The following is a 15,513-nucleotide window of genomic DNA, read 5'->3' as shown; positions in this document are numbered from 1 at the left end:
AATCAGATGAAAAATGGCAAAGGCAGGTGAGTTTTATGGAAGACGTAGGGCAGAAAATGACAGAATTGATGGAAAAATATCATTGGGAAGAAAAAGTCAGAGTCGTTTACCAGGAAGTATTGAAGGAACCTGAAATTGTTGCTTTTATCAAAGAGCATCATGACGAGTTGGATGCTGACGAAATCAGGCGAAGCATGTCGAAATTCATCGAGTATTTGAATTTTAAAAAGGATTGTGATGCCGGAAAGAAAACGTTCATGCCAGGATACTGTCCCAAATTGATTATGAGTTCCAAACATGTTCAGATCGTGTATTTGCCGACAAAGGAAAACATGCAGCAAAAGCAGCGACGTGAAATCAAGCGACGCGTAAGAATGATCAGCGTTCCGAAGTCGATCAGGAATGCAAGCCTGCAGGATTACGGAACGATGACGAAAGGCAGGGCGGCGGCTTTAAAACAGGCATTGCTTTTTGTCAGATCCTATATGGAAAATCCAGACGAATTTCACAAGGGACTTTACCTTGAAGGAAAATTCGGTGTCGGAAAGACGTATCTTCTAGGCGCAATTGCGAATGATCTGGCAGAAAAAGGCTTTTCAACGACGATTTTGCACGTTCCGACGTTCATTTCTGACCTTAAGGCTCTTCTTGGAGATAAAACGGGCAGGACGGTTGCGGACGTCGTTAACGAAGTCAAGAATGCGCCAGTGCTTATGCTTGACGATATTGGTGCGGATTCTCTTTCCAACTGGTCGCGCGATGATATTTTGGGCGTCATTTTGCAGCATCGAATGCAAGAAGAGCTTCCAACGTTTTTTTCATCAAATTTATCGATGAAAGAACTTGAAAGCAGTTATTTGACGTTTAGTAATCGGATGGAGGCTGATTCTTTGAAAGCCAGGCGGATTATGGAGAGAATCAGATTCTTGTCAACTGAAATCATTGTTGACGGTCCCAATCTCAGAAATGATTGAGTGTTTTAAAAAAAATACTTGAAAAAGATGGAACTTAGTGTTTAAATAAGAGATACATTAGTGAAAGACAAACGGCAACCCATTCAGGGAGAGAGGACGCGACTGAAAGCCTCTCAGGCGGGCGAGCTTACCGCTTTCATGGAGAGCTTACTGCAAAGGTAAGACGGATCGCATCCGTTATCAGCGGTTTTTGAGGTCATTCGGTTAAAGAATGTCGAAAATGGGTGGAACCGCGTCAATGACGTCCCTGACATGGCATGAGTCATGTCGGGGACGTTTTTTTGTGCCTTTTCACATAAGCAAAAATTATCGGAGGTAATACTAATGGAACTTAAATTTCCAGATGGCGCCGTCAAGGAATTTGAAGACGGTGCAACAGTTAAGGATGTTGCTGCTTCAATCAGCATGAGTCTTGCCAAGAAGGCTGTCTGCGGCAAGCTCGACGGCAAGTTCGTTGATTTGAATCAAAAACTCACAGACGGTTCAATTGAAATCGTAACGAAGGATTCCGATGACGGAAGAATTGCCTTGTGGCATACCGCCGCAGTTGTTCTGGCAGCCGCCTTGCATGAGCTTTATCCAAACGTCAAATTTGGCGAAGGCGGAGTGACGGAACACGGATTTTACTTCGATACTGATAAGGAAGACGGTCAGGTCGGCGAAGCAGATTTTGAAAAACTGACGAAGAAGATGGAAGAAATCGTCAAGGCAAAGGAAAAAATCGAATTTGTGGAGTATGATCTCGACCAGGCTTTGAAGCTTGTCGAAAATGACGAATATCAAACTGAAATCGTCAGGGAAAATGCGACGGACGGCAAGGTGTACGGACACAAGCTTTTGAATCATGTCGATTTTACGTCACCGGTTGCGCTTGAGGATGCGGGCAAGGTCAAGGTCTTTAAGGTTCTTTCAGTTGCCGGCGCATATTGGAAAGGCGCTTCGTCAAATCCAATGCTGCAACGTATTTACGGTACGGCCTTCAGCAAGCAAAAAGAACTTGACGAAGAATTGAAGCGTCAGCAGGAAGCACATGAACGCGATCACCGTGTCATCGGCAACAACCTTGATCTCTTCTTCGTTGACCCGAAGGTCGGTGCAGGTCTTCCGTACTGGATGCCAAACGGTGCTACCATTCGTCGTACGATTGAACGCTATATCATTGACAAGGAAGTTTCATGGGGTTACGAACATGTCTATACGCCGATTCTTGCCAATGTTGATTTGTACAAGCAATCAGGTCACTGGGATCATTATCGTGAAGACATGTTTCCTCCAATGGACATGGGCGATGGAGAACTACTTGAACTTCGTCCGATGAACTGCCCGTCACACATTCAGATTTACAATCGTCATATTCGTTCTTATCGCGATCTTCCGTTGCGAATTGCAGAACTTGGCATGATGCATCGCTATGAAAAATCAGGAGCACTGACAGGCTTGTCTCGTGTTCGCGAAATGACTTTGAATGACGGTCATACTTTCGTGACTCCGGATCAGATTGAAGCAGAATTCAAACGGACGCTTCAGCTTATGGTTGAAGTTTATCATGATTTCAATATCAATGATTATCGTTTCCGCCTCAGTTACCGCGATCCGAAAAATACTCACAAATACTATGATGATGATGAGATGTGGGAAAAATCTCAGCGTATGCTGAAGGCTGCAATGGATGATCTTGGGCTTGAATATTTTGAAGCCGAAGGTGAAGCAGCATTCTACGGTCCTAAGCTTGACGTTCAGACAAAGACTGCGCTTGGCGGCGAAGAAACACTTTCGACGATTCAATTGGACTTCCTTCTCCCTGAACGGTTCGATCTCAAATATATCGGAGCCGATGGTGAGGAACATCGTCCGGTCATGATTCACCGCGGCATCGTTTCAACGATGGAACGTTTCACGGCTTACCTGACCGAAATGTACAAGGGTGCCTTCCCGACATGGCTTGCTCCAAAGCAGGTTGAAGTCATTCCTGTCAATTTGGATCTTCACACGGATTATGCAAGGAAACTTGCAGGTGCTCTTGCTTCACACCAGATCCGCGTTTCTGTCGATGATCGCAATGAAAAGATGGGCTACAAGATCCGCCAGGCACAAGTCAACAAGGTTCCTTATACTCTCGTTGTCGGAGATAATGAAAAAGATCAGGGAACAGTCACGGTTCGTCGTTATGGTCAGGAAAAGACCGAAACAATGGCCTTTGATGACTTCAAGAAGATTCTGAATCACGATCTTGAAACATATAGTCGCAGCGAAGATTAAAAAATCGGTTAAACAGTTGACAAGAGCAAATAAGACTGTTAAGATATAAAAGTTGAGAAAAAAAGCAGAGGCTCCCGCTTCTCGCCTGAGGGACACAGGTTCCTGGGCAGAAATAAGAAATTAATTTCCGATTGAACGGATTTTTTACGGGTGCTTTGCGTTTGGTTTATGCGAGCACCCGTTTTTTTCTGCATTTTCTCTGAAATTTTTTTGGAGGTGAAACGCCATAGCAGTTGATAAGATGGTAAACGAAGGCATTCGCGCACGTGAATTACGCTTGATTTCCGATGACGGCTCTCAGCTTGGGGTCAAGTCTAAGCAAGAGGCGTTGCAAATGGCAGAACAAGCCAATTTGGATCTTGTTTTGGTTGCACCGAAAGCGAAACCACCTGTTGCCAAAATCATGGATTATGGGAAGTATCGTTTTGAGTTGCAGAAGAAACAGCGTGAAGCTCGTAAAAAGCAAAAAGTGATCAACGTTAAAGAAGTTCGCTTGAGCCCAACGATCGACACGAATGACTTCAACACTAAGATGAAGAATGCACGCAAGTTCCTTTCAAAAGGGGACAAAGTGAAAGTCTCCATCCGTTTTAAGGGTCGTGCGATTACTCACAAGGAGATCGGCCGCGAAGTTCTTGATCGATTCGCTGAAGAAACATCTGATGTTGCTACAGTTGAATCCAAGCCAAAAATGGATGGTCGCAGCATGTTCTTAATGCTTGCACCAAAAGCCGAAAATCAGGCTTAAATCACATAGGAGGAATATGGTATTATGGCAGCAAAACAAAAAACACACCGCGCATCAGCAAAGCGTTTCAAGCGTACGGGTAATGGTGGCTTGAAGCGTAATCATGCTTACACATCACACCGTTTTCACGGCAAGACGGTTAAGCAACGTCGCCAGTTGCGTAAAGCTACAATGGTATCCGGCTCTGATATGAAGCGTATCAAGCAGATGCTTTCACAAATGAAATAATCATTCATTTATTCAAGTTTTGAATGTCGCACCATTTTGGTCGGTGCACATGCACGATTTTGTTTTTTTACCCGAAGAGTCGGGATACTAAGGAGGAATTATCATGCCACGTGTTAAAGGTGGAACAGTTACGCGTCAACGTCGTAAGAAAGTCTTGAAATTAGCTAAAGGATATCGCGGTTCAAAGCATACTCAATTCAAGGTTGCCAAGCAACAGGTAATGAAGTCATATCAATATGCTTTCCGTGATCGTCGCAAGAACAAGTCCAACTTCCGCAAGTTGTGGATTGCTCGTATCAACGCTGCAGCTCGTATGAACGGCATCAGCTACAGCCAATTGATGCACGGCTTGAAGTTGGCTGACATCGAAGTTAACCGCAAGATGTTGGCTGATCTTGCTATTACTGATGCAGCAGCATTTACGGCCGTTGTTGAAGAAGCAAAGAAAGCTTTGGCAAAATAATTAGCTAACCAAAAGGAGCTGGGAAGATTTTTTCTCCTGGCTCCTTTTTATTGCTAATGGGACTGATTCGGGTTTCTTGCGCAAAGGGGCCCGACTAATCTATAATTGTAGTAGCAAGATTTCAGAAGGGAATTAGAGCATGTTTTCAAAATTTCAACCAACATGGCAAGTTGAGTCAATTTACGATTTACCTCCGGAGGAATTGAGAAAAAAGGGCATCAAGGTGGTGCTGACGGATCTTGACAACACCTTGATTGCCTGGAATAATCCAGATGGAACGCCCCAGCTTCGCGAATGGCTTCAGAAAATGGAAGAAGCAAAGATTCCTGTGGTAGTCGTTTCAAATAATAGTTTCAAAAGGGTGGAACGGGCGGTTCGTTCGCTGGGATTGCCGTTTGTTTCGCGTGCAATGAAACCATTTGCGCGTGGTCTCAGAATTGCGGTGAAGAGATACGGACTGAAAAGACACGAGACGGTTCTCGTCGGTGACCAGCTGATGACCGATGTGGCATCGGCAAACAATTTCGGAATTCGCTGCATTTTAGTGAAGCCTTTAGTGAAATCAGATGCATGGAACACTAAAATAAATCGTTTTTTGGAAAATATCGTTAAAAAGCGATTGCTGAAAGAAAATAAACTAAGCACGACATGGAGGCATGATTTGAATGACTGAAAATTCAGATGAACTGTACTGTATAGGTTGCGGTGCAAAAATACAGACCGTTGATCCGCAAGAACCTGGATTTATGCCGCAGTCTGCCTTGGAAAAACGGACAGATGATGAAGACCTTTATTGCAAGCGCTGTTTCAGACTGAGGCATTACAATGAAACGGCTGATGTTTCGTTGACGGATGACGATTTTCTGGCGTTGCTCAATCAGATTGGAGAATCGGACGCATTGATCGTCAACGTTGTTGATATTTTTGATTTCAGCGGTTCGATTATTCCGGGACTGCACCGTTTCGTCGGCAATAATCCGATTTTGATGGTTGGAAACAAGGAAGATCTGCTTCCGCGCTCGCTCAAGCGCTCAAAAATCAGAGACTGGCTGCGTCAGTCTGCAAATGCACAGGGACTGCGCCCGGTTGAAGTTTGTTTGACGAGTGCTTCAAAGGGGCATGAGGTTGACAGGCTGATGGAATTAATCGACAGATATCGCGAGGGAAGAGACGTGTATGTCGTTGGCGTCACAAACGTCGGGAAATCGACTCTGATTAATCAGATCATCAAGCATCGAACCGGTATCAGCGATTTGATCACGACATCGCGTTTTCCGGGAACAACGCTTGATCGGATTGAAATTCCGTTTGGCGACGGCCGATTTCTGATCGACACGCCGGGAATCATTCACAAGAATCAGATGGCTCATTACCTGTCGCCGAAAGAACTCAAACTGGCCTCTCCCCAAAAGGAAATCAAGCCTAAAGTTTATCAGCTGAATGAGGGACAGACTCTGTTTCTGGGCGCATTGGCGCGTTTTGATTACGTTTCCGGAAAAAAGCAGGGCGTAGTCGTATATCTGGACAACAATTTGATGATTCACAGAACCAAGACGGAAAACGCCTCTGCATTTTATGAAAAGCACGCCGGAAAACTGCTGAATCCACCTTCAGAAGAAGAGATGAAGACATTTCCGAAGCTTGTCAGATTTGAGTTCAAGGTTACTGAAAAAAGCGATCTGGTTTTTGCGGGACTCGGATGGATTTCCGTCAAGGAAGGCAGCATCGTTGCCGGCTGGGCTCCTGAAGGCGTCAGCGTCGTTTTGAGAAAAGCAATGATTTAAGAGGTTGAAAAGATGAAACTTAAAGGAAAACAAAAACGCTATTTACGTTCGCAGGCTCATGAGATGAGACCGCTTTTCCAAGTCGGAAAAGAAGGTTTGACTGCAAATTGGCTCAAGCAGGTCGAAGATGCAATTGAAAAGCGCGAATTGCTTAAAGTCAACGTTTTGCAAAACGCAATTGTTGAAGATGAAGAAGTCATTGAGTATATCGAAACCAATTCGCGGATTCAGGTCGTCCAGAAGATCGGCCACGTTCTCGTTTTGTTCAAGCAGGCGGACAAGCGTGAAAATCGCAGCTATTCGCTTGAAGCAGCCAGGATGTAGGAGGCCTTTTCGTGGTTATCTCTAAGAAGAAGACGCCTGAGATTCAGATTAAGGTTGAACCGATCAGCGGAATCAGGAAGAAACGTGTCGGAATTCTGGGCGGAACATTCAATCCGATTCATCACGGTCATCTGATTATGGCGGAGCAGGTTAAAAGTCAGCTTGATCTTGACAAGGTCATGTTCATGCCGGACAACCTGCCACCGCATGTCGATGCCAAAAGCGCGATTGATGCAAAATACCGTTTGAAGATGGCGGAACTTGCAATCGAAACCAACCCTGATTTTGAGATAGAAGACATCGAACTGAAACGAGGCGGCGTAAGCTATACTTATGATACGATGAAGGAGCTTACGTTAAGAAATCCTGAAACTGAATACTACTTCATTATCGGCGGCGACATGGTGGAGTATTTGCCAAAATGGCACCGGATTGACGATCTGATCAAACTGGTCAAATTTGTCGGCGTCGAGCGTCCCGGTTACAGGCACAGAAGCGAGTATCCGATTGTCTGGGTGGACGTTCCGCACATTGAAATCAGCTCATCGATGATTCGGGAAAAAATCAGGCATGACTGCTCAATCAAATATCTTGTTCCCGATGCCGTTGAGGAGTATATCAGAGAGGAAGGCTTGTATCGTGAGTGAAATAAAACTTAGCAATCGTTTCTACCATGGCACAAAAGAGGAATTGCTGGAGAAAATCAGGAGTCAATTGAGCGATTTTCGTTATAAACATATTCTGGGCGTTGGACAAACGTGTTATGAACTTGCCGGATTGAACGGAGTCGATCCGGAACAGGCAATGATTGCAGGCTTTGTTCATGACTATGCCAAGGAAAAAACGGATGAACAGTTCATCGAAAAAATCAGGGAAAAAGATCTTGATTCTGATTTGCTGAACTGGGGCAATTTTATCTGGCATGGTGTCGTCGGCGCTGAATTCATCAAGGACGAGCTTGAAATTACGGACGAGGAAATCTTGAATGCCGTAAGGCGGCATACGGTAGGAGCTCCTGAAATGACGACGCTTGATCAAATTGTTTACGTCAGCGATTATGTCGAACCGAATCGCAGTTTTCCGGACGTCAGGATTGCAAGAGCTCTGGCTTATTCTGATTTAAAGCAGGCCGTGATTTTTGAAACCAAACATACGCTGCAGTTTTTGATGAGCAGCAGTTCTAGAATTTATCCGGACGCTATTTTGACTTATAATGCGTTCGTTGCAGAAAATTAAAGCGAGGTATTTTATGGATAGCAAGGAATTATTAAAAGTTGTCGTTGAAGCTGCTGACAGCAAGCGCGCTGAGGATATTGTCGCTTTGGACGTTCAGGGAATCAGCCTGCTTGCGGATTATTTTGTGATCATGCAGGCGAATTCTGAACGCCAGGTCAAGGCAGTTGCCGACATAATTGAAGAAAAAGTTGAAGAAGCAGGATTTGAAGTCCGGAACGTCGAAGGAAAAGACGGGGCAAACTGGATATTGCTTGATTTGGGCGACGTTGTCGTTCATGTTTTCAAAACTGAGACGCGCCAGTTTTACAATCTTGAAAAGCTTTGGTCCGACGCACCTCTGGCAGATATTGCCGATTGGGTCAAAGAATAATGATTTATACGACATTCGCCAAACTTTACGATGATTTGATGGATCCTGAGATGTATGCCAACTGGCTTGATTTTGCCGAAAATGAGCTTGTTTCGGGAAACGTTCTGGACCTTGCGTGCGGATCGGGAAGATTTGCCGTGAAGCTTGCAGAGCGTGGGTTTGAAACGTCAGGACTGGATTTGTCGGAAGAGATGCTGAGTCTTGCTTTGGAACATGCTGAGGAAGCGGGGGTCGACCTTCCGCTTTATCAGGGCAATATGCTTGATTTAAGCGGTCTTTCCGAAAAATTCAGCAACGTGACCTGCTTTGCTGATTCATTTTGTTATCTGCCTGATGAAAAAAGCGTTGAAAGGGCATTCGTTGAAGTTTTTCAGCACCTGAAGCCTGAAGGAAAACTTATCTTTGACGTGATTACTCCTTATCAAACCGATGTGGTTTATCCAGGCTACATGTACAACTACACCGATGAGGAGCAGGCTTTCATCTGGACGAGTTTTGAAGGGAAGCATCTTCACAGCATCGAGCATGAATTGACTTTCTTTATCTGGAATGAAAAGGAAGACGGATATGATCGAATTGAAGAGCTTCATTACGAAAGAACCTATGAGCTTGACGTTTATTTGAAGGCACTTGAAAATGCAGGGTTCAGTCAAGTCAAAGTCAGTGCCGACTTTGGCAGGAGCAAGCCGAATGAGCAGACAACGCGCTGGTTCTTTGTCTGTCAAAAGGACTGAGAGGTGCGGTTTATGAAGATTGCAGGCGTAATAGCTGAGTATAACCCGTTTCACAATGGTCATCGCTATCAGATTGAACAGATTAAGAGGGAATCAGGCGATGCGCCGTTAGTTGTCGCAATGAGCGGAAACTTTCTTCAACGCGGAGAACCGGCATGTTTTGATAAATGGACCAGGGCAAGCGAAGCATTGCAGAATGGTGCCGATCTGGTCGTTGAAGTACCGGTTGCCGCCTGCATGCAGCCGGCGGATCGATTTGCCTTTGGCGGCGTAAACGCATTGAGTTCTCTTGGAGTCACCGATTTGTTTTTTGGTGCGGAGCATGCTGAATACGATTTTAAGAAATATGCCGAACTTGTCGCAGACGTTCACGGTGATTTCAAAAAATACGATCAGTCGTATGCCGCATCGTTTCAACAGGCAATTGCGCAAAAAATCGGGCATAGCGTTGATCAGCCAAACGACTTGCTGGCACTGTCATACGCCAAGCAGTCACTTTTAATGAAAAACGAATTGGAATTGCATCCCGTTCAAAGGATCAAAGCGGGATATCATGAAACGACTTTTGGTGATAACTCGGAAATCGCAAGCGCAACGGCGATCAGAACCTCCGTTGCAAGCGGTGCCCGTTCTCGGATTGATCAAGTCGTTCCAGAAGCAACGGCAAATGATTTTAAGAAAAGGCCATTCGTTTCGTGGAATGATTTTTGGCCTGATCTTCATTATCTGCTGCTCAGCCAGTCCGTGGATTCGCTTGGGAGAATCTACGGGATGGCTGAAGGAATCGAGTATCGTTTGAAGGAGTGTGCTCAGAAAATGCCATATGATGCGACTTTTGACGAATGGATCAAGCTCGTGAAAAACAAGCGTTTTACGTATACGAGATTGTCGCGTCTGGCTTGCTCATGCCTTTTGGGTATTAAATGCGACGAAATTGAGGCTTACAATGATAACCCGTACGTCAGGGTGCTCGGATTCAATGAGCGCGGTCGCAGCGTCTTGCATTTGGCGAAGAAACGCGATGAAATTGATATTTTCGCAAAGGTCGGCCAGGACGATCGTAGAAAACGCCTGGAACTTGATTATCGTACGGGAAAGATTTATCAGCTCAAAAATGGGTGCGAGCAGGATTTAAAGCGGGCACCGCTAAGATTTTAAGCGAGCTGTCAAGTAAAATGGGTTGACAAACTCCTGGTTGACAGTTATAATCGAATTTGTTGCATTGGGAGGAAATACAGCATGAAATGGTCGCTGAATGAATTACGCCAGACTGTCGATGAACCGTTGACGTTTTCTGAAACGCTTGATCTGAAAGATGAGCTCATGGCTCGGAATTCGGATATTATTGACGTTTCCCCCGTTGAAGTCAAGGGAATCTTTTCCGTTGACGAATTGGGAGTCTGCGGTTATGTTAAAGTTAAGACAAAGCTTGTGCTTCCGTCTTCACGTTCGCTGGAGGCAGCGGAAGTTCCGCTTGTCTTTGATTTTACTGAGCATTACGTCAGTCAGCATGAACATGATTTGTCGCGTTTTGAGAATACTGATGTTGTCATGGTTTTACCAGATGATATTTTGGATCTTGATGATGCGATTTGTGACAATGTTTTGTTGCAAATTCCTATGCAGGTTTTGACTGCTACTGAACAGAGCAACGATGAGTCGATGCCTTCCGGCAATGACTGGTCGGTTGTTTCCGAGAGTCAGTTGAAAGAATCTCGAAAAGATGAGGACGGAGTTGATCCGCGTTTGTCCAAATTAAAGGATTTTTTCAAGAATTCCGAGGAAAATTCCTGAGATTTGTTGCAAATTTCTTGAATAACAAGTACAATTCTTTTTGTTGAGTCATTTTGAAAGCTAAAGGAGGTGCCCCGTAATGGCTGTACCAGCACGTAAAACATCAAAGACACGCAAGAGATTACGTCGTACGCACTACAAGCTGTCAGTTCCCGGCATGAGCGCATGCCCTAACTGTGGTGAACTCAGAAAGTCACATCACGTATGCTCAGCTTGCGGTTACTACGGTGACAAGGAAGTCGTAAAGACAAAGTAATTAATTTATAAGATATATCAGGGACCATGGCCCTCTTATTTCTTATCGGAAAACACCTCAAACGATACGTTGTGGGGTGTTTCTTTTTTATCCAAAATGGCGAAAATACTGTCGCTCCCTTAAGCGGCGGATGAATCGTCGCTTCTGAGGCATTTTTGTGCTTTCTTTGCATCATTTAAATTCAGATAGTATAATTAGTATATGATATAACATGCCACGTTCTGTCTAAACGCAATCATGAAATTGCTTCGGTAAAGTTTATCAATGCTTGTAAATCAGCCAGCTCAAGATACGATATGCAAGGATGATTTATGAAGGGTGGAAGAAAAAATGAAAGTTCAAAATGTCGAGCTGACGATCAGCGCGGTTTCTCCTGTGCAATATCCAAAGGAGGGGTTTCCGGAAATAGCTCTGTCAGGTCGATCGAACGTCGGTAAGTCTTCTTTGATCAATACGTTGATCAATCGCAAGGGACTGGCAAGAACGTCAAGTCAGCCGGGAAAGACGCAGACGCTTAATTTTTACAATATTGAATCTGAACTGTACTTTGTAGACGTGCCGGGATACGGGTACGCAAAAGTCTCAAAAAAAGATCGTGAAAAATGGGGACAGATGATTGAAAGGTATTTTTCCGATCGTCCCGTTCTGCGCGGTGTTATTTCGCTCGTTGACGGTCGGCATGAGCCAACGGAGCTTGATTGTCAGATGATTGACTTCCTGCACTACTACGATCTGCCGATTCTTGTCTGTGCAACGAAAATGGACAAAATACCGCGTGGAAAGTGGAACAGGACGGAGAGCCAGATCAGGAAGAAGCTCGCTTTGAACCCGCAGGACGAAATCGTTCTTTTTTCATCCGTTACAAGGGCCGGCAAGGAAGAAGTCTGGAACTGGGTTGAAAAAATGAGCGGCATTAAGGGGGATTGACGATGGAATTCAATGAATACCAAAAAGCTGCCAATCGTACTCTTTACGGTAATGAGCAGGTTCTGACGAATTGTGCGCTGGGACTGGCCGGAGAGAGCGGTCAGTTGATTGATCTGATTCAGGACTACACCTTCAAGGGAAAGGATCTTGATAAGGAGAAAATGATTGACGAGCTTGGTGATGTCCTGTGGTATCTTTCTCAGATTGCGCAATGGGCCGGTGTTGATTTCGATGACGTTGCCAAATCAAACATCGAAACGTTGAATAAACGCTACCCCAATGGTTTTACGACCGGGATGTAGGAAACTTGCACCTCATCTTTGAGGTGCTTTTTTATCAAATGCAGTGTTTTTGAAGTGAAAAAAAGGAATCATCGCTGATTCCTCTGGAATTATTTCCTGTTTTCCTTTTTAGCTTCAGTCTTTTGTGACTTCTCGGCCTTTTTCTCATTTTTCTCAGTCTTTTCCGGCTCTATGACTGCGAATTGATCAAAAAGCTTTTCAAGATTTGTCTGACGGTTTACTTTAAGACCCATGGAATCACCTCTTAACATTGAAAGCATAACAGATTTGGCACGTAAAATGCAAGAGTATGAGCGTAATGTAATTTTATGCATTTCATTTGAATATATAACGGAAATCAAACTTTAAATTGCATAAAAATGAAAAAGGACGTATAATTGAAGCATTGAAAATTTTTAGGGAGAATCGGAAGGAAGTTTAGTTATGACGAAAATGATTGAAATTCAAAATCTTATGAAAAAATACGGCGAAAACGTTATTTTAAAAGACATCACGGAAGACGTCAGCAAGGGACAGGTTATCTGCGTGATAGGTCCTTCAGGATCAGGCAAGAGCACTTTTCTTCGCTGCTTGAATGTGCTTGAAAGGCCAAACTCCGGGAAGGTCCTGTTTGAAGGCAAAGATCTGACGAATATATCTGAGAAGGAGCTTTGTGCCTTAAGAGAGAAAATGGGAATGGTATTTCAAGGCTTCAATCTGTTTCCTAACATGACGGTGCTTGAAAACATCAAGGTGGCACCGATGAAGGTCAAGGGAGTCTCTGAAGAGGAAGCTGAGGAAAAAGCCAGACTGCTGCTTGAAAAGGTGGGCTTGTCTGAGCATGAAAATCAATATCCTGCGAGTCTTTCAGGCGGTCAGCAGCAGCGTGTCGCAATTGCGCGCGCATTGGCGATGGATCCTGAGGTGATGCTCTTTGACGAGCCGACCAGCGCGCTTGATCCGGAGATGGTCGGTGAAGTTCTGAAGGTTATGCGTGACTTGGCCGATTCCGGAATGACAATGGTTGTCGTCACGCACGAAATGGGATTTGCCAGGGAAGTGGCTGATGAAGTCTGGTTCATGTCTGACGGCTATATTCAGGAAAAGGGCAATCCTGAAGATTTCTTTAATGCACCTAAGACTGAGCGTGCAAGGGAATTTTTGGCGAAGATACTGTAGTATTTAACGAAACGGAGGTATTTCAATGGCGACGCAGCACATCGAAAACAAGCTGAAACTACTGCCTGACCAGCCCGGATGTTATTTGATGAAAGACGTCAATGCAAAGATTATCTATGTCGGCAAAGCCAAAAATCTGAAAAATCGCGTTCGTTCATATTTCAAGAGTTCACATGAAGGGAAAACGGCCAGACTGGTTTCTGAAATTCGGGATTTTGAGACAATCGTGACGTCGACTGACAAGGAAGCGTTTCTACTTGAAATTACCTTGATTCAAAAACATAAGCCTTATTACAACATAAAACTTAAGCGCGGGACCGGATATCCTTATATAAAAATAACGAATGAGCGCGATCCGCAAATAATGATTGTAAGTAAAGTGTTGAATGACGGCGGATATTATTTTGGACCGTATCCAAATGTTTATGCCGCACAGGAAACGATGCAGCTGCTGCAAAAGGTCTATCCGTTGAGAAGGTGCTCCGGGCATCAGAAGAGACCATGTCTGTACTATCATATGGGGCAATGCCTGGGGGCATGTTTCAAGGAAGTTCCGGTTGAAGCTTATGAGAGAAATATCCGCAAGATCAAGTCGTTTTTAAACGGAAACGTTTCACAGATCAAGCGCGAACTGACTGCAAAAATGAATGATGCGGCATCCAGGCTTGAATTTGAAAGAGCTGCTGAAATAAGAGATCAGATCCGTTATGTTGAAATGACGGTTGAGAAGCAGAAAATCATTTCAAACGACAATACGCCAAGGGACCTGTTCAACTTCTTTATGGACAAGGGGTGGCTTTCCATTCAGGTCTTTTTCATCAGACAGGCACGTTTGATGAAGCGTGAAAAGCGCCTTTTCCCTTGCGTTGATCTTCCGGAAGAAGAACTTGCTTCATTTATCCTCCAATTCTATAATCAGAAAAACCGTATTTTGCCAAAGGAAATTCTTGTTCCGGCAGGAATTGACAAAAAAGTTCTGAATGAGATTCTTGGAGTCTCGGTTAAAACTCCCAAAAGAGGGCAGAAGCGGGACTTATTGGAAATGGCTCATAAAAATGCCAGGCTTGTCCTGGAAGAAAAATTTCGACTTCTCGAACTTGATGACAGAAAGACAGTCGGCGCGATGAACGAGATCACCGATGCATTAGGTCTTCCAAACGGGCATCGCGTTGAAGCATTTGACCACTCGCATCTTCAGGGGACTGACATCGTGTCGGCAATGGTCTGTTTTATCGACGGCCGCCCTGAAAAAAAACTGTATCGCAAGTACAAGCTGAAGAATACCGATCATGCAGACGAGGCTGCAAGTACGAGAGAGGTAATCTATCGCAGATACAGCCGCCTGTTGAAAGAGCATGAAACTCTTCCCGATCTGATTTTGATGGACGGTGCCAAAATTCAGATTGACGCCTGCGTCGACGTGCTTCAAAATCAGCTCGGGTTAAGCATCCCGGTTGCCGGAATGGTCAAGAATGAACATCACAAAACGGCCGACCTGATGACCGAAACCGGCGAAAAAATCGGGTTGAATCCCAAGAGTGAGGGATTTTATCTGCTGCAGCGCATTCAAGATGAAGTGCACCGCTTTGCAATCACCTTTCATAGACAGGTTCACAGCAAGAATTCATTGTCTTCAAGACTGGAACGAATCAAGGGTGTCGGTCCCAAAACGCGAACGAAGCTTTTGCGTAATTTTGGTTCCTTAAAGCGGCTGTCTTCGGCAAGCGTCGAAGAATTGATCAGTTTGGGAATACCTCAAAAAACGGCGCAGACAATCAAAATCAGCTTGGCAAAGGAAAGTGAGACATAATCATTAATTTGATGGTATGAATTTGAAACAAACGGTTGAGGTTGTGCTATAATTGGGTCATAAAATCGAGAAAATCGTAACGGTTTTGTCTTAAGCTGATTGGGGGAATTTCCATGAATAAAAACGTGTGCCACCAGAAGTTGTTT

At 44.4% G+C, this 15,513-nt stretch carries 20 protein-coding genes and 1 other annotated feature; of the genes, 19 read left to right on the top strand and 1 reads right to left on the bottom strand.

Annotated elements, in window-relative coordinates:
- From dnaI to V7Z60_RS05530, 17 genes are all read left to right on the top strand, one after another.
- The coding region (gene dnaI / locus V7Z60_RS05610; RefSeq protein ID WP_334116868.1) for a primosomal protein DnaI at positions 1-974 on the top strand (974 nt) is incomplete at its 5' end.
- Between the two features lie 324 nt (positions 975-1,298).
- A complete protein-coding gene (gene thrS / locus V7Z60_RS05605) occupies positions 1,299-3,233 on the top strand; it encodes a threonine--tRNA ligase (protein ID WP_334116867.1) in 1,935 nt (644 codons plus the stop codon).
- A gap of 56 nt (positions 3,234-3,289) precedes the next feature.
- Positions 3,290-3,429: a sequence feature (ribosomal protein L20 leader region), on the top strand.
- A 45-nt stretch (positions 3,430-3,474) separates the two neighbouring features.
- Positions 3,475-3,981 (top strand): translation initiation factor IF-3, encoded by a 507-nt coding sequence (infC, locus tag V7Z60_RS05600; protein ID WP_334116866.1) that lies wholly within the window; start codon positions 3,475-3,477, stop codon positions 3,979-3,981.
- Positions 3,982-4,005: 24 nt separating this feature from the next.
- Entirely contained in the window at positions 4,006-4,209 is a 204-nt protein-coding gene (gene rpmI / locus V7Z60_RS05595) for a 50S ribosomal protein L35 (protein WP_003693779.1), read from the top strand.
- 103 nt (positions 4,210-4,312) lie between these two features.
- Positions 4,313-4,672 carry a 50S ribosomal protein L20 gene (gene rplT, locus V7Z60_RS05590; protein WP_334116865.1) on the top strand — a complete coding sequence of 120 codons (360 nt, stop codon included), beginning with the start codon at positions 4,313-4,315 and terminating at the stop codon, positions 4,670-4,672.
- Between the two features lie 139 nt (positions 4,673-4,811).
- On the top strand, positions 4,812-5,345 hold the full coding sequence (locus V7Z60_RS05585; protein ID WP_334116864.1) for a YqeG family HAD IIIA-type phosphatase: 534 nt from the start codon (positions 4,812-4,814) through the stop codon (positions 5,343-5,345).
- Positions 5,338-6,456: a ribosome biogenesis GTPase YqeH gene (gene yqeH / locus V7Z60_RS05580; RefSeq protein ID WP_334116863.1), complete on the top strand. Its 1,119-nt coding sequence runs from the start codon at positions 5,338-5,340 to the stop codon at positions 6,454-6,456. Before V7Z60_RS05585 ends, yqeH begins: the two co-directional genes overlap by 8 nt.
- A 12-nt stretch (positions 6,457-6,468) precedes the next feature.
- A complete protein-coding gene (gene yhbY, locus V7Z60_RS05575) occupies positions 6,469-6,780 on the top strand; it encodes a ribosome assembly RNA-binding protein YhbY (RefSeq protein ID WP_334116862.1) in 312 nt (103 codons plus the stop codon).
- 11 nt (positions 6,781-6,791) lie between these two features.
- On the top strand, positions 6,792-7,427 hold the full coding sequence (locus V7Z60_RS05570) for a nicotinate-nucleotide adenylyltransferase (protein ID WP_334116861.1): 636 nt from the start codon (positions 6,792-6,794) through the stop codon (positions 7,425-7,427).
- Positions 7,420-8,016 (top strand): bis(5'-nucleosyl)-tetraphosphatase (symmetrical) YqeK, encoded by a 597-nt coding sequence (yqeK, locus tag V7Z60_RS05565; RefSeq protein ID WP_334116860.1) that lies wholly within the window; start codon positions 7,420-7,422, stop codon positions 8,014-8,016. Before V7Z60_RS05570 ends, yqeK begins: the two co-directional genes overlap by 8 nt.
- 13 nt (positions 8,017-8,029) lie before the next feature.
- Positions 8,030-8,386 carry a ribosome silencing factor gene (rsfS, locus tag V7Z60_RS05560; RefSeq protein ID WP_334116859.1) on the top strand — a complete coding sequence of 119 codons (357 nt, stop codon included), beginning with the start codon at positions 8,030-8,032 and terminating at the stop codon, positions 8,384-8,386.
- Positions 8,386-9,120 carry a class I SAM-dependent DNA methyltransferase gene (locus tag V7Z60_RS05555; protein ID WP_334116858.1) on the top strand — a complete coding sequence of 245 codons (735 nt, stop codon included), beginning with the start codon at positions 8,386-8,388 and terminating at the stop codon, positions 9,118-9,120. Before rsfS ends, V7Z60_RS05555 begins: the two co-directional genes overlap by 1 nt.
- 12 nt (positions 9,121-9,132) lie before the next feature.
- Positions 9,133-10,278: a nucleotidyltransferase gene (locus V7Z60_RS05550; RefSeq protein WP_334116857.1), complete on the top strand. Its 1,146-nt coding sequence runs from the start codon at positions 9,133-9,135 to the stop codon at positions 10,276-10,278.
- A gap of 81 nt (positions 10,279-10,359) precedes the next feature.
- Complete coding sequence (locus tag V7Z60_RS05545; RefSeq protein WP_334116856.1) at positions 10,360-10,914, top strand: YceD family protein; 555 nt, start codon at positions 10,360-10,362, stop codon at positions 10,912-10,914.
- 79 nt (positions 10,915-10,993) lie between these two features.
- A complete protein-coding gene (gene rpmF, locus V7Z60_RS05540) occupies positions 10,994-11,170 on the top strand; it encodes a 50S ribosomal protein L32 (protein WP_003698087.1) in 177 nt (58 codons plus the stop codon).
- A gap of 330 nt (positions 11,171-11,500) precedes the next feature.
- A complete protein-coding gene (gene yihA / locus V7Z60_RS05535; protein WP_334116855.1) occupies positions 11,501-12,097 on the top strand; it encodes a ribosome biogenesis GTP-binding protein YihA/YsxC in 597 nt (198 codons plus the stop codon).
- 2 nt (positions 12,098-12,099) lie between these two features.
- Entirely contained in the window at positions 12,100-12,399 is a 300-nt protein-coding gene (locus tag V7Z60_RS05530) for a nucleoside triphosphate pyrophosphohydrolase family protein (protein ID WP_334116854.1), read from the top strand.
- Between the two features lie 89 nt (positions 12,400-12,488).
- Here V7Z60_RS05530 and V7Z60_RS05525 read toward each other — a convergent pair whose 3' ends face one another.
- Complete coding sequence (locus tag V7Z60_RS05525) at positions 12,489-12,632, bottom strand: SPJ_0845 family protein (protein WP_334116853.1); 144 nt, start codon at positions 12,630-12,632, stop codon at positions 12,489-12,491.
- A gap of 190 nt (positions 12,633-12,822) precedes the next feature.
- Here V7Z60_RS05525 and V7Z60_RS05520 point away from each other — a divergent pair, with 190 nt between their 5' ends.
- Complete coding sequence (locus V7Z60_RS05520) at positions 12,823-13,557, top strand: amino acid ABC transporter ATP-binding protein (RefSeq protein WP_334116852.1); 735 nt, start codon at positions 12,823-12,825, stop codon at positions 13,555-13,557.
- A gap of 25 nt (positions 13,558-13,582) precedes the next feature.
- On the top strand, positions 13,583-15,367 hold the full coding sequence (uvrC, locus tag V7Z60_RS05515; protein WP_334116851.1) for an excinuclease ABC subunit UvrC: 1,785 nt from the start codon (positions 13,583-13,585) through the stop codon (positions 15,365-15,367).
- Positions 15,368-15,513 lie beyond the last annotated feature (146 nt).

The sequence above is a fragment of the Ligilactobacillus sp. genome (assembly GCF_036846325.1).
Taxonomy (GTDB): Bacteria; Bacillota; Bacilli; order Lactobacillales; family Lactobacillaceae; genus Ligilactobacillus.
The sequence above is the reverse complement of the archived record's forward strand: the minus strand, read 5'-3'. Positions and strand labels throughout refer to the sequence as shown.

Excerpts from the sequence above, each read along its gene's own strand:
- thrS (WP_334116867.1), top strand. The coding sequence starts at position 1,299 with ATGGAACTTAAATTTCCAGATGGCGCCGTCAAGGAATTTGAAGACGGT.
- infC (WP_334116866.1), top strand. The coding sequence starts at position 3,475 with ATGGTAAACGAAGGCATTCGCGCACGTGAATTACGCTTGATTTCCGAT.
- rpmI (WP_003693779.1), top strand. The coding sequence starts at position 4,006 with ATGGCAGCAAAACAAAAAACACACCGCGCATCAGCAAAGCGTTTCAAG.
- rplT (WP_334116865.1), top strand. The coding sequence starts at position 4,313 with ATGCCACGTGTTAAAGGTGGAACAGTTACGCGTCAACGTCGTAAGAAA.
- V7Z60_RS05585 (WP_334116864.1), top strand. The coding sequence starts at position 4,812 with ATGTTTTCAAAATTTCAACCAACATGGCAAGTTGAGTCAATTTACGAT.
- yqeH (WP_334116863.1), top strand. The coding sequence starts at position 5,338 with ATGACTGAAAATTCAGATGAACTGTACTGTATAGGTTGCGGTGCAAAA.
- yhbY (WP_334116862.1), top strand. The coding sequence starts at position 6,469 with ATGAAACTTAAAGGAAAACAAAAACGCTATTTACGTTCGCAGGCTCAT.
- rsfS (WP_334116859.1), top strand. The coding sequence starts at position 8,030 with ATGGATAGCAAGGAATTATTAAAAGTTGTCGTTGAAGCTGCTGACAGC.
- V7Z60_RS05555 (WP_334116858.1), top strand. The coding sequence starts at position 8,386 with ATGATTTATACGACATTCGCCAAACTTTACGATGATTTGATGGATCCT.
- V7Z60_RS05550 (WP_334116857.1), top strand. The coding sequence starts at position 9,133 with ATGAAGATTGCAGGCGTAATAGCTGAGTATAACCCGTTTCACAATGGT.
- V7Z60_RS05545 (WP_334116856.1), top strand. The coding sequence starts at position 10,360 with ATGAAATGGTCGCTGAATGAATTACGCCAGACTGTCGATGAACCGTTG.
- rpmF (WP_003698087.1), top strand. The coding sequence starts at position 10,994 with ATGGCTGTACCAGCACGTAAAACATCAAAGACACGCAAGAGATTACGT.
- yihA (WP_334116855.1), top strand. The coding sequence starts at position 11,501 with ATGAAAGTTCAAAATGTCGAGCTGACGATCAGCGCGGTTTCTCCTGTG.
- V7Z60_RS05530 (WP_334116854.1), top strand. The coding sequence starts at position 12,100 with ATGGAATTCAATGAATACCAAAAAGCTGCCAATCGTACTCTTTACGGT.
- V7Z60_RS05525 (WP_334116853.1), bottom strand. The coding sequence starts at position 12,632 with ATGGGTCTTAAAGTAAACCGTCAGACAAATCTTGAAAAGCTTTTTGAT.
- V7Z60_RS05520 (WP_334116852.1), top strand. The coding sequence starts at position 12,823 with ATGACGAAAATGATTGAAATTCAAAATCTTATGAAAAAATACGGCGAA.
- uvrC (WP_334116851.1), top strand. The coding sequence starts at position 13,583 with ATGGCGACGCAGCACATCGAAAACAAGCTGAAACTACTGCCTGACCAG.